The 23,729-nt window shown below is 63.9% G+C and carries 23 protein-coding genes and 1 tRNA gene; 11 read left to right on the forward strand and 13 right to left on the reverse strand.

Going from position 1 to position 23,729, the window contains the following annotated elements:
- Positions 1-17: 17 nt before the first annotated feature.
- The 4 genes from ASD45_RS14775 to ASD45_RS14790 form a co-directional block, all read right to left on the reverse strand.
- Positions 18-383 carry a response regulator gene (locus ASD45_RS14775; protein WP_056912177.1) on the reverse strand — a complete coding sequence of 122 codons (366 nt, stop codon included), beginning with the start codon at positions 381-383 and terminating at the stop codon, positions 18-20.
- A 37-nt stretch (positions 384-420) separates the two neighbouring features.
- Positions 421-876: a chemotaxis protein CheW gene (locus tag ASD45_RS14780; RefSeq protein ID WP_056912178.1), complete on the reverse strand. Its 456-nt coding sequence runs from the start codon at positions 874-876 to the stop codon at positions 421-423.
- A 9-nt stretch (positions 877-885) separates the two neighbouring features.
- Positions 886-3,501, reverse strand: a complete 2,616-nt coding sequence (locus ASD45_RS14785; protein ID WP_056912179.1) for a chemotaxis protein CheW — start codon at positions 3,499-3,501, stop codon at positions 886-888.
- 148 nt (positions 3,502-3,649) lie between these two features.
- The gene (locus tag ASD45_RS14790) at positions 3,650-4,285 is read right to left on the reverse strand and encodes a histidine phosphotransferase family protein (RefSeq protein ID WP_056912180.1); all 636 of its coding nucleotides are present in this window, start codon (positions 4,283-4,285) and stop codon (positions 3,650-3,652) included.
- 131 nt (positions 4,286-4,416) lie between these two features.
- On the opposite strand from ASD45_RS14790, the gene ASD45_RS14795 reads away from it, so the two are divergent.
- On the forward strand, positions 4,417-5,253 hold the full coding sequence (locus tag ASD45_RS14795) for an inositol monophosphatase family protein (RefSeq protein WP_056912181.1): 837 nt from the start codon (positions 4,417-4,419) through the stop codon (positions 5,251-5,253).
- A 6-nt stretch (positions 5,254-5,259) separates the two neighbouring features.
- Here ASD45_RS14795 and ASD45_RS14800 read toward each other — a convergent pair whose 3' ends face one another.
- Entirely contained in the window at positions 5,260-5,715 is a 456-nt protein-coding gene (locus ASD45_RS14800; protein WP_244485376.1) for a YHS domain-containing (seleno)protein, read from the reverse strand.
- A 179-nt stretch (positions 5,716-5,894) separates the two neighbouring features.
- Here ASD45_RS14800 and ASD45_RS14805 point away from each other — a divergent pair, with 179 nt between their 5' ends.
- The 3 genes from ASD45_RS14805 to ASD45_RS14815 all read left to right on the forward strand — a co-directional run bounded on the left by ASD45_RS14805 (position 5,895) and on the right by ASD45_RS14815 (position 8,160).
- Entirely contained in the window at positions 5,895-6,509 is a 615-nt protein-coding gene (locus ASD45_RS14805) for a DUF1134 domain-containing protein (protein ID WP_056912803.1), read from the forward strand.
- 185 nt (positions 6,510-6,694) lie between these two features.
- Positions 6,695-7,978, forward strand: coding sequence for a hypothetical protein (locus ASD45_RS14810; protein WP_056912182.1), 1,284 nt, complete (start codon positions 6,695-6,697; stop codon positions 7,976-7,978).
- 107 nt (positions 7,979-8,085) lie between these two features.
- Positions 8,086-8,160: transfer RNA gene (locus ASD45_RS14815), tRNA-Val, on the forward strand.
- A 106-nt stretch (positions 8,161-8,266) separates the two neighbouring features.
- On the opposite strand, the gene ASD45_RS14820 is transcribed toward ASD45_RS14815, so the two are convergent.
- The 6 genes from ASD45_RS14820 to ASD45_RS14845 form a co-directional block, all read right to left on the reverse strand.
- Positions 8,267-9,487: an iron-containing alcohol dehydrogenase gene (locus ASD45_RS14820; RefSeq protein ID WP_056912183.1), complete on the reverse strand. Its 1,221-nt coding sequence runs from the start codon at positions 9,485-9,487 to the stop codon at positions 8,267-8,269.
- A 30-nt stretch (positions 9,488-9,517) separates the two neighbouring features.
- Entirely contained in the window at positions 9,518-11,023 is a 1,506-nt protein-coding gene (locus ASD45_RS14825; RefSeq protein ID WP_056912184.1) for a tripartite tricarboxylate transporter permease, read from the reverse strand.
- Positions 11,016-11,717, reverse strand: coding sequence for a tripartite tricarboxylate transporter TctB family protein (locus ASD45_RS14830; RefSeq protein ID WP_162249434.1), 702 nt, complete (start codon positions 11,715-11,717; stop codon positions 11,016-11,018). The genes ASD45_RS14825 and ASD45_RS14830 overlap by 8 nt, the downstream gene beginning before the upstream one ends.
- Positions 11,695-12,696: a tripartite tricarboxylate transporter substrate binding protein gene (locus tag ASD45_RS14835; RefSeq protein WP_056912186.1), complete on the reverse strand. Its 1,002-nt coding sequence runs from the start codon at positions 12,694-12,696 to the stop codon at positions 11,695-11,697. Before ASD45_RS14835 ends, ASD45_RS14830 begins: the two co-directional genes overlap by 23 nt.
- Positions 12,697-12,858: 162 nt before the next feature.
- Positions 12,859-13,611, reverse strand: a complete 753-nt coding sequence (locus ASD45_RS14840) for an SDR family oxidoreductase (RefSeq protein WP_056912187.1) — start codon at positions 13,609-13,611, stop codon at positions 12,859-12,861.
- Positions 13,612-13,653: 42 nt separating this feature from the next.
- The gene (locus tag ASD45_RS14845; protein ID WP_056912188.1) at positions 13,654-14,583 is read right to left on the reverse strand and encodes a hypothetical protein; all 930 of its coding nucleotides are present in this window, start codon (positions 14,581-14,583) and stop codon (positions 13,654-13,656) included.
- Between the two features lie 240 nt (positions 14,584-14,823).
- Here ASD45_RS14845 and ASD45_RS14850 point away from each other — a divergent pair, with 240 nt between their 5' ends.
- Positions 14,824-15,765 (forward strand): IclR family transcriptional regulator C-terminal domain-containing protein, encoded by a 942-nt coding sequence (locus tag ASD45_RS14850; protein ID WP_056912189.1) that lies wholly within the window; start codon positions 14,824-14,826, stop codon positions 15,763-15,765.
- A gap of 12 nt (positions 15,766-15,777) precedes the next feature.
- On the opposite strand, the gene ASD45_RS14855 is transcribed toward ASD45_RS14850, so the two are convergent.
- Complete coding sequence (locus ASD45_RS14855) at positions 15,778-16,236, reverse strand: nuclear transport factor 2 family protein (RefSeq protein WP_056912190.1); 459 nt, start codon at positions 16,234-16,236, stop codon at positions 15,778-15,780.
- Between the two features lie 418 nt (positions 16,237-16,654).
- Between ASD45_RS14855 and ASD45_RS14860 the strand changes: the two genes are divergently transcribed.
- The 4 genes from ASD45_RS14860 to ASD45_RS14875 all read left to right on the forward strand — a co-directional run bounded on the left by ASD45_RS14860 (position 16,655) and on the right by ASD45_RS14875 (position 21,049).
- Positions 16,655-18,988: a Tex family protein gene (locus ASD45_RS14860; RefSeq protein ID WP_056912191.1), complete on the forward strand. Its 2,334-nt coding sequence runs from the start codon at positions 16,655-16,657 to the stop codon at positions 18,986-18,988.
- Positions 18,989-19,128: 140 nt separating this feature from the next.
- On the forward strand, positions 19,129-20,235 hold the full coding sequence (locus ASD45_RS14865; protein ID WP_162249435.1) for an AI-2E family transporter: 1,107 nt from the start codon (positions 19,129-19,131) through the stop codon (positions 20,233-20,235).
- 81 nt (positions 20,236-20,316) lie between these two features.
- On the forward strand, positions 20,317-20,664 hold the full coding sequence (locus ASD45_RS14870; protein WP_056912193.1) for a hypothetical protein: 348 nt from the start codon (positions 20,317-20,319) through the stop codon (positions 20,662-20,664).
- A gap of 10 nt (positions 20,665-20,674) precedes the next feature.
- Complete coding sequence (locus tag ASD45_RS14875; RefSeq protein ID WP_056912194.1) at positions 20,675-21,049, forward strand: hypothetical protein; 375 nt, start codon at positions 20,675-20,677, stop codon at positions 21,047-21,049.
- Here the strand turns inward: ASD45_RS14875 and ASD45_RS14880 are convergent.
- Entirely contained in the window at positions 21,046-21,438 is a 393-nt protein-coding gene (locus ASD45_RS14880; RefSeq protein ID WP_056912195.1) for a DUF971 domain-containing protein, read from the reverse strand. The genes ASD45_RS14875 and ASD45_RS14880 overlap by 4 nt on opposite strands.
- A 148-nt stretch (positions 21,439-21,586) precedes the next feature.
- On the opposite strand from ASD45_RS14880, the gene ASD45_RS14885 reads away from it, so the two are divergent.
- Entirely contained in the window at positions 21,587-22,504 is a 918-nt protein-coding gene (locus ASD45_RS14885) for a LysR family transcriptional regulator (protein WP_162249436.1), read from the forward strand.
- Positions 22,505-22,704: 200 nt separating this feature from the next.
- The gene (locus tag ASD45_RS14890) at positions 22,705-23,670 is read left to right on the forward strand and encodes a tripartite tricarboxylate transporter substrate binding protein (RefSeq protein WP_056912197.1); all 966 of its coding nucleotides are present in this window, start codon (positions 22,705-22,707) and stop codon (positions 23,668-23,670) included.
- Positions 23,671-23,729 lie beyond the last annotated feature (59 nt).

A 23,729-nucleotide genomic window follows, 5' to 3' on the forward strand; every position in this document is an offset into this window, starting at 1 on the left:
TCTGGATTGGAGAGAGGTCAGATGAGCCCGACTTCCTGGAACTTGGCCTCGACAATCTCCTTGTCGAACGGCTTCATGATGTACTCGTTGGCGCCGGCATGCAGCGCGCGCGCGATGTGCGCGACGTCGTTCTCCGTCGTGCAGAACACCACCTTGGGGCCGTCGCCGCCCGGCAGCCGGCGCAGCAGGCGCAGGAATTCGTAGCCGTCCATCTTCGGCATGTTCCAGTCGAGCAGGATCGCCTCGGGCAGCCGGCGGCGGCAGGCATCGAGCGCCTGTTCGCCATCCTCGGCTTCCTCGATGGTGAACTCGAGACCTTCCAGAATGCGGCGCGCCACCTTTCGGATGACGCTTGAGTCGTCGACGACCAAGCAGGTTTTCATGTCATGCCTCGTTTCGGGTTCGTGCCAATGTTCAGGTTCACGCGGCTGCGGCGCTGGTGTCGATAGCGAGCACGCGGTCGACATCGAGGACCAGCAGGAGTTGCTCTTCGAGACGGTAGATTCCGGACGACACGGCGGCGAGCCGCGGGTCGAGATTGATCGGATTGCGCTCCAGCGCCGCGGCGTCGAGGTTCATCACCTCGCCGACGCTGTCGATCAGAAGCCCGTACGACTCGCCGGCCAGTTCGACGCCGATCGCCATCGACGTTTCGCTGCGGCGCGACAGGCCGAGCCGGTAGGCAAGATCGACCAGCGTCACGATGCGGCCGCGCAGATTGATGAGGCCGCCGATCTCCGGCGACGCCAGCGGCACCTTGGTCAGGCGGTCGGGCAGGAACACGTCCTGCACGCGGCGGATCGGCAAGCCGAACAACTGGCCGCCGACCATGGCGGTAACATATTCGTTGAAGACCTGTTCGCTGTCGGTGTTCATGCTCGTGCTCTATGCCGCATCGCCGAGGCCGGCCTGTTCCATCAGCGCCGCGATCAGGCCCTGGCGGTCGAACTTGGCGACGTAATCCGCCAGACCGGCGCGGCGGCCGCGCTCGATCAGGTCGGGCGATACTTGTGACGACAGGGCGATCACCGGCATCTGCGCGCAGCGCGGATCGGCGCGCAGCGCCTCGGCCAGTTCGAAACCATCGACGTCCGCCATTTCGATGTCGGTGATGGTCACGTCGAAGACGCGGCCCTGGTCGATCAGCGCCAGCGCTTCCTGCGCCGAGCCGACGGCGGTGACGGCGTAGCCGGCCGCCTGCAGCACCGGGACCAGCATGTTGCGGAAGAACGGCGAGTCGTCGACCAGCAGCACGGTGTGTTGACGACGGCGTTGCGTCTGGTCCTTGCGCCGGAACCAGTCCTCGAAGGCGAGCGGCAGAAAATGCGCAACGTCGATGATCTCGGTGGCGCTGCCCTTGACGACGGCGGAGCCGAGCACGCCCGGCGTCGCGCTCGCCACCTGGATATCGAGATGGTCATCGACGATATCGACGATCTCGTCGACGACGAGCGCCATGGAACGCTGACCATCGGAGAATACCAGGAGCGGCTGCGCGCCTTCGCGCTTGACGCCGGCTTCGGTCATGCTGACCAGCGGCATCAACTGGCCGCGGTATTGCACCATGTGCCGGCCGTTCGACAATTCGATCTTGCGCGCGTCGATCTCTTCCAGCCGCGTGATGAGCGACAGCGGCACCGCCTTTGGCTGGCTCGAACCGGCGCGGAACATCAGCAGCGAGGTTGTGTCGTCGTCGGATTTCTCCAGCCGCTGCGGCTGGGTGCGCTCGGCGGCCGCCATCTGCGATACCACGGTGGAGCCGAACGAGCGGGCGACGCCATTGGGATCGACGATCATGATCACCGAGCCGTCGCCGAGGATGGTGTTGCCGGAGAACATCGGGATGTCGCGCAGCTTGCTCGACATCGGCTTGACCACGATTTCCTCGGTATGGAACACGCCGTCGACGACGATGCCGAAGGTCTGGCTGCCAACCTGGGTGACGACAATGAAGCCGCCGTCGATCTCGTCCTTGCCGTCGATGCCGAGCAGGCGCGACAGCCGCGCCAGCGGCAGCAGTTTGTCGCGCAGGCGCAGCACCGCGGTATCCTTGATGCGTTCGATGCGGTGGTCGCTGCCCTTGCGCGCCCGCACCAGTTCCACCACGGCCAGTTGCGGGATGGCGAACCGATTGCCGGCGACGTCCACGATCAGCGCGGCGATGATCGCCAAAGTGAGCGGGATCTTGATGGTGAAGCAGGCGCCCTGTCCGGCCACCGATTTGACGTCGATGGTGCCGCCGATCTGATCGATATTGTTGCGCACGACGTCCATGCCGACGCCGCGGCCCGACACGCTGGTGACGGTCTGCGCGGTGGAAAAGCCCGGCGCGAAGATGAACTTGTGAATCTGCGCGTCGTTGAGTTTGTCGGCGTCGGCTTCGCTGACCAGCCCCTTGGCGATCGCCTTGGCCTTGATGCGCTTGGTGTCGAGTCCGCGGCCGTCGTCGGAGAACTGGACGATGATCTGCCCGCCTTCGTGATAGGCGGCGAGCCTGATATGGCCCTGGGACGACTTGCCGGCGGCGCGGCGCTCCGCCGGCTTCTCCAGGCCGTGGTCGGCGGAGTTGCGCAGCATGTGCGTCAGCGGATCCTTGATCAGGTCTAGCACCTGACGATCGAGCTCGGTCTCCGCGCCCTGCAATTCAAGCTCGATCTCCTTGCCGAGATCGTGGCTCAGGTCGCGAATGATGCGGGGAAACTTCTGCCATGCATTGCCGATCGGCTGCATGCGCGTCTTCATGACGCCTTCCTGAAGTTCGGCGGTCACGTTGGACAACCGTTGCAGGGGCGCCTTGAATTCGGAATCGTCGTGGCGGCGAACGATCTCGAGCAGTTGATTGCGCGTGAGCACCAGCTCGGACACCATCGTCATCAATTGCTCGATGGTGTCGACGGTGACGCGGATCGATTGCGCGCCGGCCTTCGCCGCTTCGTCATCCTTGGTGAGGTCTGCCTTCGCCCGCTCTTCGACCGGCGCGGGCTTCGGCTTGCGGACGGGCTGCGGATCGACCGGCGTCTCGCGGAAAGCGCGCTCGAGCTCGTCAAGCGACACCTCGCCGGGGCGCAGCGGACGACCGAGCGCCTGTTCGGTGCTGCCGCTATGCACAGGCGCCGCAGCCGCCTGAACGCTGTCGGCGATGCGCTCGAGATCGGCGATCAGATCGGTATCGGCGCCATCCGGTTCGGCCTGATCGCGCTCCAGCGCCGCCAGGATTTCCTTGATCCGGTCGATGGTGGCGAGAATGACGGTAACGGCCTCTCGCGTTGCCGGAAGGCCATCGCGAAACTTGCCCATGAGCGATTCAGCGGCGTGCGCCAGCGTTTCGAGCCGCGGCAGGGCAAGAAAGCCGCAGGTACCCTTGATCGTGTGAACGAGACGAAAAATATTATTGAGAATGACCGCGTTGTTCGGGTCCTGCTCGAAACGCACGAGTTCGACGTCGACCACGTCGAGACTCTCGTTCGTCTCGGTCACGAATTCCCGCAGCAGGTCGTCCATGGACATTGGCCTTCGTCGACGGGCGAAGGCCCGCGCGTCAGCTTCCCGTCGGAAGCGCCGCCAGTTTGGTCGATGAAGGGTTTAATTTTGGTTTCGCAACTCTAAACGACGCGGCCGTTTAGACTTTGTTAACCACGGCAGCAGCGCGTTATTGGGCGCTGACCAGCACCGCATCGCCGTCCATCACCACCGAGGCCTTCAGGCCGCAGGCTTGGGCGAGCAGGTGAGCATAGAACGGCTGGATACGATGCGCATCGAGGCTATCCGGGCCGGTCTCGCCGGACAGCAGCGACGGCACGGTCGCAAGCACCTTGGCATTGGTGCCCGTGGCCCGGATCCGGAAGGCCATGCTGTCGCCCTCGCCCACCGGATCGACCGTGATCTGGCCGCCGCGCGGGATCGCCTGGCTGGCGATCAGCAGAAGGTTGAGCAGCAGCTTGACCCGGTTCTTCCCCATCAGCACGCGGGGGATATTCCACGCGATCTTGGTCTTGTCGTCTTCCAGGAAGCCGCGCGTGATCTTCTCGGCGTCGCCGGTGTCGATCTGCGAGCCGGCCGAGCCGGCCGCGCCGAAGGCGATGCGGCAGAACTGCAGCTTGGCCGAGGCGGTGTTGGCGCTCTTCTTGATGAGTTCGAGGGCGAATTCGCGGGTTTCCTCGTCCTTATCTTCGGCCAGAACTTCCAGGCCGTTGACGATGGCGCCGACCGGGCTGATCAGGTCGTGGCAGACGCGCGAGCACAGCAAGGCGGCGAGGTCGAGCGCTTCGATGGACGAACCTGACATGACTTTGGCCTCCGCGCGGCAAGGTTAGATCGATCGAGGCGGGCGAATCGCTGTTTCAGCAGCCCTCCGCGTGATACACCGCGCCTATCCCACCGCCAAGGACGCATCGCCCCCCGGACTCGAGCCACCACGTGCAGACCATCTCGCCGCAGCAGGCTGAAAAACTGATCGCTGCCCTCAGTGACATCGCGGCACGCGCGAGTGCCGCGATCCTCGCTATTCCGCTGTCCGCCGCCGAGCAGCGGACCAAAGTCGACCTGTCGCCGGTCACGGCGGCTGACGAAGCGGCCGAAGCGGTGATCCTGGACGGGCTCGCACGCGTCTGCCCGGGTGTCCCGGTCGTGGCGGAGGAAAGCGTCTCGCAAGGCCGGCTGCCGGACCGCCTCGGCGACAGTTTCTTCCTCGTCGACCCGCTCGACGGCACCAAGGAATTCATCGCCGGCCGCGACGAATACACCGTCAATATTGCCCTGATCACCGGCGGTACTCCGATCGCCGGTGTCATCACCGCGCCGGCCCGGGGACTGTTATGGCGCGGCGTCGTCGGAGGCGCGGCCGAACGGCTGCGATTGGCATTCGCCGACCCGGCCGCACAAGCCACCGAACGGCACACCATCCGGCCGCGGCCGGCGCCGCCGCGGCTGACCATCGCGACCTCCCGCAGCCACCTCGACAGCGCCACCCAGGATCTCGTCGCGCGGCTGCCGATTGGCGAACGTTACATGTGCGGTTCGTCGGTGAAGTTCTGTCACCTCGCCGAAGGGACCGCCGATATCTACCCGCGGCTGTCGCCGACCTGCGAATGGGATATTGCCGCCGGGGTCGCGATCCTGACCGCGGCTGGTGGCATCGCCGTTGCCGCCAACGGCGGCGCGCTCGCTTTCGGCAATCGCGACAGCAAATTCCTGGTGCCGGGCTTCATCGCCGCAGGCGATGCGCAGAGCCTGAAAATCCTGACCGGGCGCTGATCGCGCTCACCGCGCGATGCCGTGGGCGACACCCGGCCATTTCTGATTGGCGCGTTCGATGATGCGCGCCGGATCGGCGAGGAATTCGCCGCGCGCCGCGTCGTCATAAAACAAATACAAACGCTCGCCGCTGATCGTCCAGATCTCCGGATGACCGGCAACCGAGGCGCCGCGGCCGATCGCCACAGGATCGTAGCCGCCGAACTGCGGCGCGTAGATATCGGGGTGTTCGGCAAAGGCAGCGCGATTGCCGACATTGAGAAAACGCCAGACCACGCCACCGAGGCCCAATTCCAGTTCGGGCCGGCCGAGAACCGCGGCGCCGCGGGAGAAATAGGCGACTGGATCGAAGCCGCTGATCGCCAGCCCGCTGGCCGGGTTGACCACGACGGGTTCGCCACGCAGGTCGGAGGCGGCGTGTGCCGGCAGCCGCGCGCAGGGCAGCGTCAAAAGCGGCAACATGACGGCGCAAACCGCGATCGCCCGTCGCCAAAGCTTCCGTCGCTGCCGTGCTGCCGTCATAGTTCCAAGGGACATAAGGCCGATTCGAGACGCCTGTGCCGCCACCCTACGGGGGCTGGCGTGAGCATGAGGTTAAACGGCGGGGAAGGCTGAGCGCCCTGCCATTCATGGAGCCTTCGATGCGCACCACTTTGCGGTTAGCGGCCCTGACCTTCTGCCTTCTCGGTGCTGGAGCGGGCGGGGCTTCGGCCCAATATCAGGCGCCGCCACCGCCGCCGCAGCAGGTCCAGCCACAGCAGCAGCGCGGTGGCAGCACCTTTACCGTCGATGAAATCGTCGGTACCGGCCACCAGTTTTTCGGCACGGTGTCGCGCGGCCTCGCCCAGGTGGTGGAAAAGGCGGTCGGCCAGTGGGGCCAGCCGAACGGCTACATCCTCGGTCAGGAAGGCTCCGGCGCCTTCGTCGTCGGCCTGCGCTATGGCGACGGCACGCTCTACACCAAGAACGCCGGCGACCTGCGCGTGTTCTGGGAAGGCCCTTCGATCGGCTTCGACACCGGCGGCGAAGGCGCGCGAACCATGATGCTGGTCTATAACCTGCCGGCGACCGACGCTATTTACCAACGCTTCGCCGGCGTCGACGGCTCGGCCTATTTTATCGGCGGCTTCGGCATGACGGCGCTGACCGCCAACAACATCGTCCTGGTGCCGATCCGCTCCGGCGTCGGCCTGCGGCTCGGCGCCAATATCGGCTATTTGAAATTTACGCCGAAGGCGACCTGGAATCCCTTCTGAGGCCCGCCGGAACGCCTCTTTGTTAACGCCCGGAATGCTACGGCTTTGCGCCCGCGCGCGCGTCGGTTAAGGACGCCTGCGCGGGTTTAGGTTAATCTGTAGCATTGCTGGCATCCCTGCCCTTCCGGTGTCATGGTCGGATCGGGGAAGACCGGGCGAGGCGTTGCGTATGGAGGCGTCGTTCCATGATTGAGCCGATCATGTATTTCGGCATCGGGTTTCTCGTCGCGGCCCTCGTAGGTCTCGTCGTCCTTCCCCTTGTTCACAGCCGCGCCGTCCGTCTGACCATGCGCCGGCTCGAGGCCGCGACGCCGCTGTCGATGGCCGAGATCCAGGCCGACAAGGATCAGTTGCGCGCCGAATTCGCCATGTCGACCCGCCGGCTCGAAGTCGCGGTCGAAGGCCTGCGCACCAAGAGCACCAGCCAGCTCGCCGAACTCGGCAAGAAAGGCGATGCCATCAACCGCCTGAAGATCGAGCTCGGCGAAAAGACCGCCACGATCTTCGCGCTGGAAGCACGCGACAAGGCGCTGCGCGATCAGCTGCGCATCACCGAGGAAGAATTCGCCGTCAAGACCAGCGCCATGCTCGACGCCCAGCGCGCGCTGACGGAAAAGGAAGCCGAACTCGCCAAGCTGATGGCCGCGCTCGATGAGCAGGCCGGCGTCAACGAGGCGCAGAAGGTCGACCTCGTTTCGCTCAAGACCCAGGTCGATGCGCTGAAGTCGCGTCTCGACGACGCCAGCAGCGAACTGCGCACCGTCGAAGACCGCCGCGACGCCGAGCGCGTCGAGCTCAGGGCTGCGACGCAGGAGCTTTCGGAAGAACGCGGCAAGGTCGAAAACCTCGGCCGCCGCGTCGGCGAACTGGAAAAGGCGCTGGTGGCGCAGACCACCGAAGCCGAAATTCTCGGCCGCCGCGCCCAGGACATGGAAAACCGCCTCGGCGAGCAGACCCGCCTGCTGACCGAAAGCGAAATCGAGCTCAAGCACATGCGCGCCGACATGGAAGCCGCGCGCAAGACCGAGGCCGATCTGCGGACTGCGATCGCCGAACTCGACGCCCGCGCCAATTCGGCGACCCAGCAGCTGCGTGCCGAGAATGCCCAGCTCCTCGCCGAACTCGAGCGCACCCGCGACGAGCGCGACACCGTCACCCGCGACCTCAGCGCGCTCAAGCGCGAAGCCGACGAGATCTGGGCGTCCGAGCGCATCGAGAATTCGATGATGCGCGAGCGCATCAACGACGTCGCCGCCGAGATCGCGCGGCTGGCCTCGGCGCTGGAGGGTCCGAACTCGCCGATCGACGCCATCCTCGCCGCCGAGACCGCGCGCGACCGGGCGGTCATGACCGAGGGTCATGTTTCCGGCGACGCGCCTGCCGCCGGCAACCTCGCCGACCGCATCCGGGCGCTGCAGACCCAGGCCTCGCGTATGGCCAGCGCCGACGAGCCGAAAGTGCCGAACTGAACGGACAGGCTGTGGTCGGCCCGGATTCTCGCGGTTTTTCAGGGTCTTTGCGGCGCTCGGCTTGACACTGCCACACCGCATTCCTTATATCGCCCGGCTGAATGGCCGGGCGGTTAGCTCAGCGGGAGAGCACACCCTTCACACGGGTGGGGTCATAGGTTCAATCCCTATACCGCCCACCATTTGCACCACCGATAGATGAGACTGCCGAAGGCCCGCGGTGAGCGGGCTTTTCTGTTTTTCGCGGTCCGTCGTTGCAGTAAGCGCCGGCACACGCTGCCTGGCCGATCAAACCAGACGGCTCCGATCACCGGCAAAGGCCGCTTCGACCAGGGTCGTCATACTCGCGAGCTCGATCGAGCGCGGATTGTTCTTGATCAGGCGGGCGCTGCCCATGGCCTGCTCGGCGACCGTCGGAAGCTGCGCGCGCTCGACGCCGAGATCGGCGATGGTTTTCGGGATGCCGACCGAGGCGAACAGTTTCTCGACCGCATCGATCGCGGCGCCGGCCTGATCGGACACGGTGCCCTTGGCAGCGAGCCCCATGGCCCGGCCGATCTCGGCCAGATCCGCTTCGCAATGGCGGCGATTGAACTCCATCACGTAGGGCATCATCACTGCGACGCCGGCGCCATGCGGCGTGTGCGTCATTGCGCCAATCGGGTACTGCACGGCATGTGCGGCGGCGGTACCAGCAGTGCCGAAGGCCAGGCCCGCCATGGTCGCGCCGAGCATCAGCCTTTCCCGCGCGTCGAAGTCGTCGCCATTATCATAGGCGCGTTTCAGGCTGGCGGCGATATGAGAGATCGCCATCAGCGCGTGATTGTCGCTGAGCACATTCTTGCCGAGGAAGACATGCTCATGGACGATCGAACCGGTCGGCTCGCGACGCATCGTGGTGAAGGCCTCGATAGCGTGCGTCAGCGCATCGGCGCCGGACACTGCGGTCAGCCCCGGCGGACATGAATAGGTCAACTCCGGATCGCAGATCGCGGTGTGACTGATGATGTGCGGCGAGGCGATGCCGACCTTCACCGCGCGATCGGGATCGGTGACCACCGCCACCGGCGTAACCTCCGAACCCGTGCCCGATGTCGTCGGCAGCGAAATCAGCGGCAGCACGGGTCCAGGCACTTTGAACTCGCCGTAGTAATCCGAAATCGTGCCGCGATGCGTCAGCAGGACCGCCGCGACCTTGGCCGCGTCAAGGCAACTGCCGCCGCCTATGCCGATGACGAGATCGGCATCGATGGCCTTGCCGGCGTCGACCGCACTGGCAATGCACTCAATCGGCAGTTCGGCAACCGTGCCATCGAACACGCGCGCCTGCACGCCCGCCTGCATCAAGGCTTCGACAATGCGGAGAAATTCTGCATCGGCTCCAAGCCGCTGATCCGTGACGATCAGCGCCCGCTTGCCGAGCGCCGCGGCGTAACCGGGCAACGCCCGGCGCTGACCCGCACCAAAAACCAAGTTGCGGGGCGTCCGCAGCGTTCCGAACAGTGACAATTCCAGATCTCCCGATAGGCGGCGGCGCCGCTAGTCTTCGTCAACGAGTTGCTCGCGGCCCTTGCTGATCGATGGCACGACCGCGGCCCCCAGCGCGAGCAGCGCGACCGTCAGCAGCGCGAGCGTGAGCGGCTCGCTCAGGAAGGTCCAAACGTTGCCCTCGCTGAGAATAAGGCCGCGGCGGAGGTTGTCCTCCAGCATCGCGCCGAGGACGAGACCCAGCAGCAACGGCGCAAGCTCGAACTTCAGTTTGTGGAACACATATCCGGCCACGCCGAAGAACGCCACTTCCAGAACGTCCGATGGTCGCGAGTTCACGGAGTAGATGCCAATGCAGCAGAACAGCACGATCGTCGGAAACAGCAGATGATATGGCACCTTCAGGAATTTCACCCAGACGCCGATCAGCGGCAGGTTGATAACGACGAGCATCAGATTGCCGACCCACATCGAGGAGACGACGCCCCAGAACAGATCGGGATGCTTGGTGATGACCTGCGGGCCGGGCACCACGCCGTGCAACGTCATGGCGCCGCCAACCAACGCCATCACCGCCGTTGAGGGCAAGCCCAGCGTCAAGAGCGGAATGAAAGTCGTCTGTGCGGCAGCGTTGTTCGCGGACTCCGGACCGGCGACGCCTTCGATGGCACCCTTGCCAAATCGTTCCGGATGTTTGGAGAGCGCCTTCTCCAGCGCATAGGAGACGAAGGACGACAAGGTCGCGCCGTTGCCGGGAATAATACCGATAATGGAGCCGAGGACCGAACCCCGGGCGATCGCGCCGGCGGAATCCTTCATGTCCTTTCGGTTCGGCAGGAGGCTGCCGACCACTTGGCCCACAAACGGCTTGTGCTCAGGTGTTTCGAGATTGCGCAGGATTTCCGCGACGCCGAACAGTCCCATCGAAACGATGGCGACGTCAAAGCCGTCATAGAGAATCTGTAACCCGTAAGTGAGACGCGGTTCGGCGGTGATCTGATCGGCGCCAACGAGTGCCATCAGCACGCCGATGAACAGCATGCAGACGGCCTTGAGCAGCGAGCCGCCGGCAAGAATGATGGCAAGGCTCAGGCCCAGCACCATCAGCGCGAAGTAGTTTCCAGCGGTGAAGCTCAACGCCAGCTTTGACAGCGGGATCGCGGTGCCGGCGATGACGAAGGTCGCGAAGGTGCCAGCGATGAATGATCCGATTGCCGCGATGCCAAGCGCCTTTCCGGCCCGGCCCTGCCGCGCCATGGCGTGACCATCGAAAGTCGTCACCAGCGACGACGTCTCACCGGGCATGTTGACGAGAATCGCCGTGGTCGAGCCACCGTACTGCGAGCCGTAATAGATGCCGGCGAGCATGATCAGAGAGCCGATCGGCTCGGCGTTGTAGGTGAGCGGCATCAGAATGGCGATCGTCGCCAGCGGCCCGATGCCCGGCAGAACGCCGATCAGGGTCCCCACCAGGCAGCCGATGAGGCAAAGCAGAATGTTCTGCACCGAAAGAATGGTGGAGAAACCCATGTAGAGATTGTTGAACAGATCAATCACGCCGCAGCTCCGGCCATCCGAAGAAAATGACGTAAAGGACAGCGGCGAGCACGCCATAGGCGGCGTAGCCAACCCTCACGAGAGTGTCGATTCCCATTGATAGCGTCAGTGGATCCTGAATGAACCTCGGAAGCACCGGGATCGTGACGCTGAGCAGGTCCATGAAGACCAGAAGCATCGCCGCGGTCAGGCCGAAGGACAGCACAATCAGTTGCCTGACGTTCATCTCCGGCGTCGCGTTGCCGGCGACGAACACCGTGATCGGACCGACCACCATCAGCCCGAGTTGCGGCGTCGATAAGAAACCGAAATCGGCGCCGCGGATGAAGACTCCGAACAGCACGATCGAAGCAACCACGATCGCCGTGGGGCGAACTGCGACATAGAAGCGCTCTGCCGCCTCATTGCTCTGCAACAGGCCCTTAAGCAGAATTGCCAGACCCGCGACAAAGAGAATAACGGCGAGGCCCTTCGGCAGCGCGCCGGAGCCGATCCGGGATAGCGCGCCCGCGTCGAGTTCTGTGGCGCCCAGCCATATCGCGATGGCGAGCAGTATGATGGCCGCCCCGCCAATCACATCGATCCGCGCATAAAGAGGGACGGCGGCGGTGCGCCGTCCCTCCGTCGATTGAACCGTCATGGTGCCTCCCCGCCCCTCACCCAGGCGACTCTTACTTGGCCGCGACCTGCTCAACGAGTGACTTCCAGTTCTTAGTCTGGCGCTCCATGAATGCCTGGGTCTCGGTGGCGCTGAGGTCGAGCGTCTCAATCGCCACTTCGGCATAGCGGTCCTGCACGTTCTTGGTCTTGAGGGCCTCGCGCGTCTTGACGTTGAGGTACTCGACGATCTCGTTCGGCGTGTCCTTTGGCACGAACATCGCGACCCATGAGTCGATGACGTAGTCCTTGACGCCGAGTTGATCGATCGTCGGCACGTCGGGCAACGACGTCGATTTTTGCGCAGTGGTGATCGCTATCGGCGTCACGCTGCCTGCCTTGATGAAAGGCATGATCGAACCGCTGTCGGCAATGGTGGCCGATGCACGACCGGCGACGACATCGTTGATCGCGTCGACCGAACCTTTGTAAGGCACCAACGTCATGGCAAGACCGGAACGCAGCTCCAGCCCTTGTCGCGCAAGATTACCGACGCTGGTCCAGCTCGCGAATGTGAGCTTGCCGGGATTATCCTTGCCGTACTTCATCAACTCCGGAAACGTTTTGATGTTGAGGTTGTTCGCGACCACGAGAACATAAGGCGTATAGCCAATCATCGCGACCGCCTTGAGGCTTTCGAGCGGCTTGTAGTTGGCGGCCTTGTTGGTGAAGGGATTGATCGCGATCGTCGAAGCCACGCCCATCAATACGGTGTAGCCGTCCGGATCGGCGGCAATGCCTTGCTTGGTGCCGGGAATTCCGGCCGCGGCACCGTTGTTTTCGATGATGATGCGGTGGCCAATGATCGGTGCAATCGCCGCGCCCCAGATGCGGGTCTGCGTATCGGCACCGCCGCCAGCGGCGAACGGCACGATGGCCGTGATGTTCTTGGCGGGATACTGCTGCGCCGCGGCGACGCTGGCAAAGGCCGCGGTGACGCCGACGATCGCCGCCGCAATCACCATCTGCCGCGCTTTGTTGCCGCGCTCGCTAGTCGCGAAATTGGTCTGGTTCATCGTTGTTTCTCCCTGAGACTTTCGTATTGTTCCAATCGCGAGCTTGTTTTCGCTCGGTAAAATCGGTCAGCCGATGAGCCGCGATGCTAGAGCAAATTCTCGCACGGCCCATCGGCGCCGACATTCTGTTTCGGACAATGAAACATACGCCTCGCAATGCCGTCAGCGCTGCGCGCCCATCACGTCAAGCACCGCGCCTGTGACGAGAGACGCCTTGTCCGACAACAACCAGATAATGGCCTCCGCGACCTCCTCCGGCAGACCGGCCCGGCCGAGCGGATTCTTGGCGGCGAATTCCTTGACCCGATCGGCCTGCCCGGCCTTGGCGTGGATCGGCGTGTCGATCATGCCCGGCCGGATCGAATTGACCCGCACGCCATCGCGCGCCACCTCGACCGCGAGCCCTTTGGTCATCGTATCCACCGCGGCCTTGGAGCCGGCGTAATGGATGAAACGCCCCGGTGAACCGGTGAGCGCGCCGATCGAGGAGATGTTGACGATGCTGCCGCCCTTGCCGCCGAATTTCGTCGACATGCGCTTGATGCCTTCGCGGCAGCAAATCAGCACGCCGATCGCGTTGACCGCGTAAATATCCAGCGCTTCCTGGAAATCGTAGGTGTCGGCAGTGCGATGGTGCGGTCCGTTAACGCCGGCGTTGTTCACCAGGCCGGTAAGCGTGCCGAACGTCTTGTCGGCGGCCTCGAACATGCGGACGATATCGGCTTCGACACCCATATTGGCGCGCACCGCGATCGCCTTGCCGCCGAGCTTCTCGACGTCGGCGACGACGGCGTCGGCGAGCTCCTTCGAGCTATTGTAATTGACGACGACGCTGGCGCCGGCGGCGCCCAGGAGACGCGCGGTTGCGGCGCCGATGCCGCTGCTCCCGCCCGTAACGATGACAACTTCCTTCATAGATCCTCTGACTGTCGATATCGATAAAGTGGATGAAACGGATCAGCCTGGCTTCTGCCAGCTCAAGAGCGTGCCGCCGGTCTTGATCTTCTGCTCGCCCTGAAGAGCCGGCAGTGGATATTCGTCCTCATTGATGACAAAGCCCTTCTTCGACGCGAAGTCCATGCGCGGCGGACAGAAGATGTCATAGAGCGAGCTCGACGGTCCGTCCTGGCCGATGCAACGGCTGGTGTGGATCGCCAGCGCCGGAATAATGATGACCGACGGCGTCGGCATCTCGGCATGATCGTCCGGCACCCATGTGCTCAAGTCGGCGCCCCAATTGTAGCGCATATGGTGCATCCAGGTGCCTTCGAAGCAGAGCGAGCCCTGCTCGAAATCGTCATGCCAGTGCGGACTGAGCGAATTGGTCGGCCGCCGGGTGAAGAACTGGCCGAAAAGGTTGACCATCATATTGGTCGAGCGGAAGCAGCGCGGCTGGATGCGGTCGCCCTTTGGATCGAGATACTGCGCCAGCGGATAGTGACGCAGTTTGTAGCCGCCGACCGGCTCCGGCCACAGGTCGGGCGGCGCCAGTTCGGGCGCGCCATCGGCATAGACGTCCTTGTTAACCGCCAGCGCCATCACGTCGGCTGACGCCTTGGAAAAGATGCGCGCGACCTTGCCGGCGCTTTGCGCCGTCACTTGACTCGCGCCCGGCGGCACGATGGTGAGCGATTCTGGCTCGGCCTGGACCGTATCGCCGCCGGCCTTGATCGTCAGCGATGCCCCGCCCGGCGGCACGATCACCATGTATTCTTCCGGATTGTCGTCGCGCGCCAGTACAGCGCCCGGCTTCACCTCTGACATGCACACGGCGAAGTTGCCGCCGCGGGTGATCCAGGTCTGCGCCAAGCCGTCCTGACTGACCTGTTGCGGTTCCTGATCGCGGAACACGGACTTGGACGCCTGACGTTTCGATACACCGCTCATCGTGTTGTTTTTCCCTGCGCGGTCGACCGACGACGATGACCGGGCCTCGATCTTAGGTCGGGCGTCCGGCCCCGGCAGAGCCATTGCGGCCGAATTTCGCCTAGTGAAATGCGTGGGGCTTTGCCCCCGCCGCCGCCTTATCGCGGCCCGGCCGCACTGGTATGCTCTCGGCAAAGGCTGCTCCGACCCGCCTGCTTGGCGGTTCGCGGCGCTGCCGATGTGAATGGAGGAGACTGCCAGGTGAATAAGGCCGTTCGCGACCTCACACGTATCGAGCCGGTCGGCGAGGCCATGCCGGGCCTTGTGCCGCCGAACATTCACTGCCGTACCAATTCGCGGCGTGGCCACACCAACCCGCTCGATCGCTCCTATCCGCCGGTCAATGCCGTCTGTCGTGCCCTGCACGTGCTTAAGGTTGCGAATGAGAAGTCCATCGTGACGGTCAACTCGATCCACGCCGCGACGCAGATTCCGCGGCCGACCATCGTGCGGCTGCTCGAGACTTTAATGCACGAGGGGTATGTCGTTCGCGACAATATGTGCGGCGGCTATCGCGTCACCCAGAAGGTGCTCGAACTGTCGGCCGGCTACGGCGGTATCTCGCGCGTCATCGAGATCGCCCGCCCGCTGTCCATCGGCCTGACGCGCCAGATCAAGTGGCCGATCGGCCTCGGCGTTATCGATGGCGATGCCATCGAAATCGTGTACTGGACCGGCACCATCAGCCCCGTGGTGCACACCAATACCGTGCTCGGCAAGCGCCCCGACCTGTTCCGCTATGCGATGGGCCGGGCCTATATGGCGTTCTGCAGCGACGACGAGCGCGAGCGTCACATCGCGCGCATGCGCAAGGACATGCCAACGGAGTTCGGACCGCAGGAGGAAGCCACCTTCCGCCAGCATCTCAAGCGCGCGCGCAGCGCCGGCTACGCCATGCGCGATCCCCGCACCGAGCCGGCGCGCATGACCACATTCGCCGTGCCGCTCTTGGAAAAAGACAAGGTCGCCGCGGTGATGTCGGTGAGTTTCTTCACCTCATCGGTGCCGCAGAAGGACATCAGGAAAGCGGTGTTGAAGCCCCTGATCGAGACGCGGCTCAATATCGAACACGCCCTCGCCTTCATCAGCGACCGGCCGCACCTCGACGCGTCCGTACACCGCGAATACGACGTCCGGCTCTGAGGTTGTCAACACTTACTTGTCGAGCACCGGGTTCGTCGGCGGCGTGCCGCCTTCGAACAGCGGATCGAACTTGCGATACGTTACCTTCCAGCCAGCCTTGGTAAAGACGAGATGGTCGGTCATGTACGCAATCTGGATCGGCGGATGCGTCGGCAGAACCGGCTTGCCGTCCGCGGCGTACAGCATCATGAACCAGTTGCAGGTCGCCGTGTCCGGCGCGTCGCCAAAGAATGCCTTGAAGTTCTGCACCGAGTGCACGACGGTCCGGTCGCCACGATTTTCGCGCCAGGCATAGAACGCTCGAATTTTTTCGCGCCCCTCATAGGTGGTCGCCGAACCGACGAACTTGGCGTCCTCGGTGTAGTAGTCAGGCGCATTGCGCCCCCAGTTCCGGTCGACATCATGCCAGTAGTCGATCAGCAGAGCATGCAGCACCTGCGTCAATTTCAACCGATCCTCGTCGATACGCATCGTTCGCCTTTCGCGCCGTAGCCGCCTCTATATCCGCTTGATATCAAAGCGACCGAGGCGACCGTGGGCTAATGCGCACTTTTTCGATGAGCGAAACGGGGCGACAGTTACCTTCGCCGAACGCGCTTGACCGAGGTACTGAGCACGCGAAGGCCCGCCGCCAAACTGGGGAGGAATCAGGAGCGGTCGCCACATCCCCAATAAGCCATTGAGATCGTTGCGGTAGTAGTGACTCTGCATGGGGAGACGGCTGCGTCGTTCGCTAATCAGCATTCCTAGAAGGAGACGGTAAAGGCAAACGCGTCACGCCCGCAGACGCCTTCTACACTCTCCACAGGCACGACATGCGACGCGGTTGCTCCGGCAGGCAACGACAGGCGATAAGCACGCCCGCTGAATCGCCTAACGAGTGCCGTCAATGTCCGAATCGATCTTCCAACGCATCGCCACCGAACTTTCCGTCCGCGTCGAACAGGTCAAGGCGACGGTCGAACTGCTCGACGGCGGGGCCACGGTTCCATTCGTGGCGCGCTACCGCAAGGAAGTGACCGGTGCGCTCGACGATGCGCAACTGCGCACCCTCGACGAACGGCTGAAATACCTTCGGGAGCTCGAGGAGCGGCGCGAGGCCATCCTCAAATCGGTGCGTGAACAGGGCAAGCTCGACGCCGCGCTCGAGGCGCGCATCATGGCGGCCGACAACAAGGGCCGGCTCGAAGACATCTACCTGCCGTACAAGCCAAAGCGGCGCACCAAGGCGGAGATCGCCAAGGAGTCGGGGCTCGAGCCGCTCGCAGACCTGTTGTTGTCGGACCCGCAGACCGATCCGCAGGCCACCGCGGCATCCTACGTCAACGCCGATAAGCAGGTCGCGGATGTCGCGGCGGCGCTCGACGGCGCCCGCGCGATTCTGGTCGAGCGGTTCGGCGAGGATGCCGATCTCATCGGGACCTTGCGCGAAGCGTTTTGGGCACAAGGCCGTCTCGTCTCGAAACTGCGCGACGGCAAGGCCGAGGCCGGCGCGAAGTTTGCCGACTATTTCGACTACGCCGAATCCTTCACCAAGCTGCCGTCGCATCGCATCCTGGCGCTGTTCCGCGGCGAGAAGGAAGAGATGCTGAATCTGCAGTTCGAGGACGAGCCGGTGCCCGCGGCGGCAGGCGTGCCGAACGCCTACGAGCTGAAGATCATGAACCGCTTCAACGTTTCAGATCGCGGCCGACCCGCGGATCGCTGGCTGTGCGAGACCGTGCGCTGGGCCTGGCGCACCAAAATCCGCGCCCACATGAACATCGATCTGCGCCTGCGCCTGTGGAATGCGGCCGAGGAAGAGGCCGTCCGCGTCTTCGCCGCGAATCTGCGCGATCTCCTGCTCGCCGCGCCGGCGGGCCCGCGCGCCACGCTCGGCCTCGATCCCGGCTTCCGCACCGGCGTCAAGGTCGCTGTCGTCGATGCCACCGGACAGGTAGTCGCGACGACCGCCATCTATCCGCACGAGCCGCAGCGCAAATGGAATGAATCGCTGGCGACCCTTGGCAAGCTGATCGTCGAACACAAGGTCGAGCTGATCGCGATCGGTAACGGCACCGCCTCGCGCGAGACCGACAAGTTGGCAAGCGAACTCGTCAAGCTGCTCGGGCCGGAACGCAAGCTGTCGAAGATCGTGGTGTCGGAAGCCGGCGCATCGGTCTATTCGGCTTCGGAGTTCGCCTCGCAGGAATTGCCCGCCCTCGATGTCACCTTGCGCGGCGCGGTGTCGATCGCGCGCCGGCTGCAGGACCCGCTTGCCGAACTCGTCAAGATCGACCCGAAGTCAATCGGCGTCGGCCAGTATCAGCACGACCTCAGCCAGCACAAGCTGGCGCGCGCGCTTGATGCCGTGGTCGAGGATTGCGTCAACGCGGTCGGCGTCGATCTCAACACCGCGTCGGGGCCGCTACTCGCGCGCGTCGCCGGCATCGGCACCGGCCTCGCCGACAACATCGTCGCGCACCGCAACTCGAACGGCCCGTTCCGCTCGCGCAAGGGATTACTCGACGTGCCGCGGCTCGGCGCCAAGGCGTTCGAACAGTGCGCCGGCTTCCTGCGCATTCGCAACGGCGATGATCCAATCGACGCCTCGGGCGTGCATCCGGAGTCCTATCCGGTTGTGCGGCGCATCCTCGCCGCGACCAAAAGCAACATCCAGGTACTGATCGGCAACGCCGCCGAGCTGCGCAAGCTGGCGCCCAAGGACTTCACCGACGATACCTTCGGCCTGCCAACCGTCACCGACATCTTGCGCGAATTGGAGAAGCCCGGTCGCGACCCCCGTCCCGCCTTCAAGGCGGCGGAGTTCAAGGAAGGCGTTGAGACCCTCAAGGATCTCAAGCCCGGCATGATCCTCGAAGGCGCGGTGACGAACGTCGCGGCCTTCGGCGCCTTCGTCGACATCGGTGTGCATCAGGACGGCCTGGTGCACATCTCGGCGATGTCGAGGACCTTCATTAAGGATCCGCGCGAGGTGGCCAAGCCTGGCGACATTGTGCGCGTCAAGGTGCTGGAGGTCGATGTGGCCAGAAAGCGTATCGCGCTGAGCCTGCGTCTCGACGACGAGCCCGGCGCGGCGCGGCCGCAAGGCGCCAAGCCGTCCGAGCGCAACGACAAGGCGGTGCGGGCCTTTACGGCGCGCAAGCCGCAGGAGCCCGCTTCCGGCGGCGCCCTTGCCGAGGCCATGCGTCGCGCAGCGGAAAAGAGTACGGGGCGCCGCTAGCGCCCCGGGCCGCCGTACCGATTTACCAAGCGAATCCTTGCGCGCCGACGCAACCAAATCCGGCCGAGCGCCGTTGTTCCATCCGGAAATGCCGGCTGCCTCGCGCAGCGGCTATGGCCATTTGGCCGCCGGGGGTCCCTTTGAATATTCGTAGCAGCAATCAGGAGCAGGCCGAGGTGCCGGCCAAGAACGGGCATAAGCCGCTCGCGGAATCCGACGATTCGACGTACTGGACCTTCGCTTCCCAGATCGCGATCTGCGGCATTTTCCTGATCGCTCTGGTCGCCGCGCTTGATCTGGCGCGTCCAGTGATGCTGCCCGCGACCTTCGCTTTGGTCATCGGCCTGATGCTCGGGCCTCTGTCGGCGCGCGCCGACCGCCACGGGGTGCCGACGCTGGTCACCGCCATCGTCCTATGGCTGCTCGTCTTGGTCATCTGCTACGGCGTGATCGCTCTGCTCGCCACGCCCGTGCTCGACTGGATCGGCAAGGCACCCGAAATCGGCCGCATCATCAAGGCGCGTCTGCATTTCCTCGACGGGCCCATGTCCGCTTTGCGCGACCTGCGCAGCGCTTTCCTGCCTGAGAACGAACGAAGCCAGGCTGGCGTCGATATAGCCAACTTCGTGCAGCCGGCGCTCGCAATCGCCACGCCGGCGCTCGGCCAGACCTTTATCTTTTTCGGTATGCTGTTCTTCGTGCTGCTCGGTCGGCTGCGGCTGCGCCGCGCGCTCGTCACGGGTTTCGACGACCACGATACGCGGCTGCGATTCCTCAAGATATGGAATGCTATCGAACACCAACTGACGAGTTATCTGAGCGTCGTCGCTGTGATCAATCTGGCGGTCGGCCTCGGCGCCGCCGCAATCGCCTTCGGCGTCGGCCTGCCCAATGCCGTCGCTTGGGGAGTGCTCGCGTTTATCCTCAACTTCATCCCGTATATCGGCGCGCTGATGATGCAGATCATCCTGCTCAGCGTCGGCCTGGTCACCTTTCCAACCTTGCCGCAGGCCCTGCTGGCGCCGCTGCTTTATCTGGCGTTCACCACGCTGGAAGGCCATTTCATCACACCGGCTGTCATGGGCCGGCACCTCACGCTGGTACCCTTGATCGTATTTCTGTCGTTGGTTTTCTGGACCTGGCTGTGGGGCCCAGCGGGGGCGTTCCTGGCTGTACCGCTACTGATCGTGGGGCTGGTCGCTCTCCAGCACATCTTCCCGAAGGATAGACCGGCACTACCGGAGTAGTGCGGCCTTTCGTGATGGAACCTTCGCCCCGCCGTTGCGTTGGGCCTCCAAATATCATCCACGATTACCGAGGGGTAAGTCATGTCGACCCGTAGTAAAGTTGCAGCTTCGACGACCGAAGAAATCGAAGCCATCAAGGAACTGATGGGCGATCTCGAAACCCGTCTTCGCCGCATTGGCGGCAGCGCCAAGAGCGAAGTCTCGGGCGGCGCCAGCGATATCTCCGACTTCGTCAATGAGGCGCTGGCTGGCATCATGGACCGCGTCCGCGAGGGCGCCGGCGCGGTATCGGAAACCGTCGCCGACAAGGCTTCCGCCGTCGGCAGTGACGCGTTGAAGAAGGTCGTCAACGAAGTCGAAGCACGCCCGCTCACCATGCTGGCGATCGCGGCTGGCATCGGTTTTCTGTTCGGGATCGCCAAACGATAGAGTGCGAGCCATGCGGCTCACGGACCTCGCGGAAGCCACAATCGGCCCCATCGTCGGGCGCGTCGTCCGACGCGCGGTGCTGTTTGCATTGCTCGGCATCTTAGTGATCGTAACGCTGTATTACGCTAGCGCGGCGGGCACCGTCGCGCTAGCGCTCGAATACGGACCTGTCTACGCTTACCTCATCATGGCCGGTGTCTATGCGCTGGCCGCCATCGCGGTGCTGATCGCGATCCTGACAACGCGAAACAAATCACTGCCAATTCAAGACAGAGCGGCCACCGCGCTTTCCTCGCCGCGCAACATGCAGATCGCGGCGCTCGTCGAGGCGGTGATGCTGGGCTATACGCTGGCGCGCAAGAGCGGCGGCAAGGGCATTCTCTAGGCCTTGGAACCGCGTGCCGCCGGATCGCGCGTCATGTTCTTGGCCCCCAATTCATCAAGGTAGGACTGCCAGTTCGCCGCGTAATCGCGGCCGAGGCTGTACAGATAGTCCCAGCCGTAAATCCCAGTCGAGTGCATATCGTCGAAGACAAGGCGCACGGCATAGTTACCCACCTGCAGCACTTCCATGATCTCGATATTGCGCTTGCCGCCGACCGTCTGGCGTTCGGCTGGAGAATGCCCCTGCACTTCCGCGCTCGGACTGTTGACGCGCAGATATTCAGCCGGCAGGTCGAAGCGCTGGCCATCCTCGAAGGCTACCGTGAGGGTGTTGCGGTCCTTGTGCAGGCGCAATTCGGTCGGCCAAGCAGGGCTGTCGGTCTGGCTCATATTGCAAACCTAGCAAGCAGTCGGGCAGATGCCTAGGTGGCAACCTTCAGCGCAGCCATGCCCCGTCGAACTTGGAGCGCGAGCGTCAAAGCGCTAGGCTATGCCTTTGTGGCATAAGACCGGTAGGGTGTTCATGGAGCTGCGCGAATTGCGAAATTTCATTCAGGTCGCTCGCGCCGGCAGCGTCAACCGCGCCGCGCAGGAATTGCGTCTAGCTCAGCCCGCGCTCAGCCGGCAGATCCAGAAGCTGGAGCATGAACTCGGCGTCCCCTTGTTTGCGCGACACGGCCGCGGCGTTCGCCTCACCGGCGCCGGAACGCAACTGCTCGAGCGAGCCGAGGCGATTACTCAATTGGTTCATGAAACGCGTGAGGAAATCCGCGAGGACCGCGCGCCGACCCGCGGTCGTCTCACGCTGGGCGTGCCGCCGGCTGCCGGCCGCCTGCTGATTGCCGCCTTTGCCGGACGCTTCCAGATGGCCTGGCCGCAGACGACGCTGCATATGCGTGAAGGCGTGGCCAGTTCGCTCTTGGAATGGGTACTCGATAAGCGTCTGGACGTCGCGCTTCTGCATAATCCACCGCATCTGGAAACCCTCAATATCAGGCCCGTCCTGACGGAACGCATGATGGTGATTGCGCCAGCCGCCGGCGCCAAAGCGCGAAACCATCCGAAGACCTATCGCATCCGAGATTTGGGCGACTTGCCTTTGATCCTGCCCAACATGGCGCACACCAACCGCCGACTGGTGGAGCACGCAGCGCTGGAGCACGGCGTGCGGCTGCGGATCAAGATCGAAGCCGACAGCGTCGCCTTTGCCAAAACGCTGGTCGAGAATGGACTCGGCTACACCATCCTGACCTATGCCGCCGTTCAGGACGAACTGGCGCGCGGCACGCTCGTCGCCTATCCGATCATTCGACCGATGCTGCAGACCCGCGTGAGTATCGTCACGCTACTCGAGAAACGGGCCCAAAAGTTCACCGAAGAGGCGAGCGCGCTGCTTCACGATGTCTGCCGCGACCTGGTACGGCGGAAGCGCTGGGAAGGCGCGCAACTCGTCTGACGCGGCACCGTTGCGCCACCTTCGAGGCCAGCAGGCCTCCCACCTGTCATGCCGAGATAGTATCGGTCGCGAACTTTCAACGCGCGCACCGCCGGGCTAGGCTTTCAGCGACGAAAGCACGTCTCTCGTCAGGCAAGCCGTCGCCGTCCTGACGGCAGGCAACACAGAAAAGCGAACAATTACTGAGGAGGAATGCCGCAATGGGCCGTCGTGTCCTTTTGGCAGCGCTGTTGACGCTGCTATCCCCCGCGCTCGCATCCGCGCAGGGCTTTCCCGACCACGCCATCAAGCTGATCGTGCCGTTCCCCGCGGGCGGACCGAACGACGTCATTGCCCGCGTCGTTGGGCAGCGCATGTCCGATATCCTCAAGCAGCCGGTGGTCATTGAAAACCGCGGAGGTCAGGGCGGCGTGCTCGGCACCAACTTTGTCGCCATGGCCAAGCCCGATGGCTACACCATCGCCGTGAGCAGCGCTGGCGCGCTGGCGATCAGCCCGCACATGGAAAAGGTCGCCTACGACACGCTGAAAGACCTGCAGCCGATCACTTTGGTTGCCAAGGTGCCCGAAATGCTGGTTGTCGCCACCAATGTGCCCGCCAACAACCTGAGCGAATTGATCGCGCTGGCGAAATCGCAGCCAGGCAAGCTCAACTTTGCCTCATCCGGTCCCGGCAGCCTGCCGCATCTGGCCGGCGAGTTGCTCAAGCTCAAGGCCAAGATCGATATCGTTCACGTGCCATATCGCGGCGCCGCGCCGGCGGTGAACGATCTCCTCGGTCAGCAGGTCCAGATGGTGTTCCTGGATCTGCCAGTACTGCTGCCGCAGGTGAAGGCCGGCAAGCTGCGGGCGATCGCCGTCGGCGCCGAACAGCGCGTACCCAGCGCTCCCGATGTGCCGACCACGGCGGAAGCTGGCCTGCCGGGCCTGCTGACCGAGAACTGGTACGGCATGGTCGCCCCGGCGAACACGCCGCCGGATATCGTGGCCAAGCTTAACAAGGCCGCGGTCGAGGCGATCAAGGATCCCGCCGTCATCGAGAAGCTGACGAGCCAAGGCGCCATTCTGGTCGGCAATACGCCGGATGAATTCCGCGCCTTTATCGAAAGCGACATTAAGAAGTGGGCGGATGTTATCAAAGAGGCCGGCGTGAAGACGTCGCTCTGACGTTTCCACGCGATTGAGGGGTCCGACGCAGTCGTCGCCGGACTCCTCGACCGATCGCC

Source organism: Pseudolabrys sp. Root1462 (genome assembly GCF_001426945.1).
In the GTDB taxonomy this organism is placed as follows: Bacteria; Pseudomonadota; Alphaproteobacteria; order Rhizobiales; family Xanthobacteraceae; genus Pseudolabrys.

What these genes read in the sequence shown, in the direction of transcription:
- ASD45_RS14880 (WP_056912195.1), bottom strand. Translation starts at nt 21,438, where the DNA reads ATGAGCCAGACCGACAGCCCTGCTTGGCCGACCGAATTGCGCCTGCAC.
- ASD45_RS14855 (WP_056912190.1), bottom strand. Translation starts at nt 16,236, where the DNA reads ATGCGTATCGACGAGGATCGGTTGAAATTGACGCAGGTGCTGCATGCT.
- ASD45_RS14870 (WP_056912193.1), top strand. Translation starts at nt 20,317, where the DNA reads ATGTCGACCCGTAGTAAAGTTGCAGCTTCGACGACCGAAGAAATCGAA.
- ASD45_RS14835 (WP_056912186.1), bottom strand. Translation starts at nt 12,696, where the DNA reads ATGAACCAGACCAATTTCGCGACTAGCGAGCGCGGCAACAAAGCGCGG.
- ASD45_RS14890 (WP_056912197.1), top strand. Translation starts at nt 22,705, where the DNA reads ATGGGCCGTCGTGTCCTTTTGGCAGCGCTGTTGACGCTGCTATCCCCC.
- ASD45_RS14840 (WP_056912187.1), bottom strand. Translation starts at nt 13,611, where the DNA reads ATGAAGGAAGTTGTCATCGTTACGGGCGGGAGCAGCGGCATCGGCGCC.
- ASD45_RS14805 (WP_056912803.1), top strand. Translation starts at nt 5,895, where the DNA reads ATGCGCACCACTTTGCGGTTAGCGGCCCTGACCTTCTGCCTTCTCGGT.
- ASD45_RS14875 (WP_056912194.1), top strand. Translation starts at nt 20,675, where the DNA reads ATGCGGCTCACGGACCTCGCGGAAGCCACAATCGGCCCCATCGTCGGG.
- ASD45_RS14860 (WP_056912191.1), top strand. Translation starts at nt 16,655, where the DNA reads ATGTCCGAATCGATCTTCCAACGCATCGCCACCGAACTTTCCGTCCGC.
- ASD45_RS14790 (WP_056912180.1), bottom strand. Translation starts at nt 4,285, where the DNA reads ATGTCAGGTTCGTCCATCGAAGCGCTCGACCTCGCCGCCTTGCTGTGC.
- ASD45_RS14845 (WP_056912188.1), bottom strand. Translation starts at nt 14,583, where the DNA reads ATGAGCGGTGTATCGAAACGTCAGGCGTCCAAGTCCGTGTTCCGCGAT.
- ASD45_RS14785 (WP_056912179.1), bottom strand. Translation starts at nt 3,501, where the DNA reads ATGGACGACCTGCTGCGGGAATTCGTGACCGAGACGAACGAGAGTCTC.
- ASD45_RS14800 (WP_244485376.1), bottom strand. Translation starts at nt 5,715, where the DNA reads ATGTTGCCGCTTTTGACGCTGCCCTGCGCGCGGCTGCCGGCACACGCC.
- ASD45_RS14775 (WP_056912177.1), bottom strand. Translation starts at nt 383, where the DNA reads ATGAAAACCTGCTTGGTCGTCGACGACTCAAGCGTCATCCGAAAGGTG.
- ASD45_RS14780 (WP_056912178.1), bottom strand. Translation starts at nt 876, where the DNA reads ATGAACACCGACAGCGAACAGGTCTTCAACGAATATGTTACCGCCATG.
- ASD45_RS14810 (WP_056912182.1), top strand. Translation starts at nt 6,695, where the DNA reads ATGATTGAGCCGATCATGTATTTCGGCATCGGGTTTCTCGTCGCGGCC.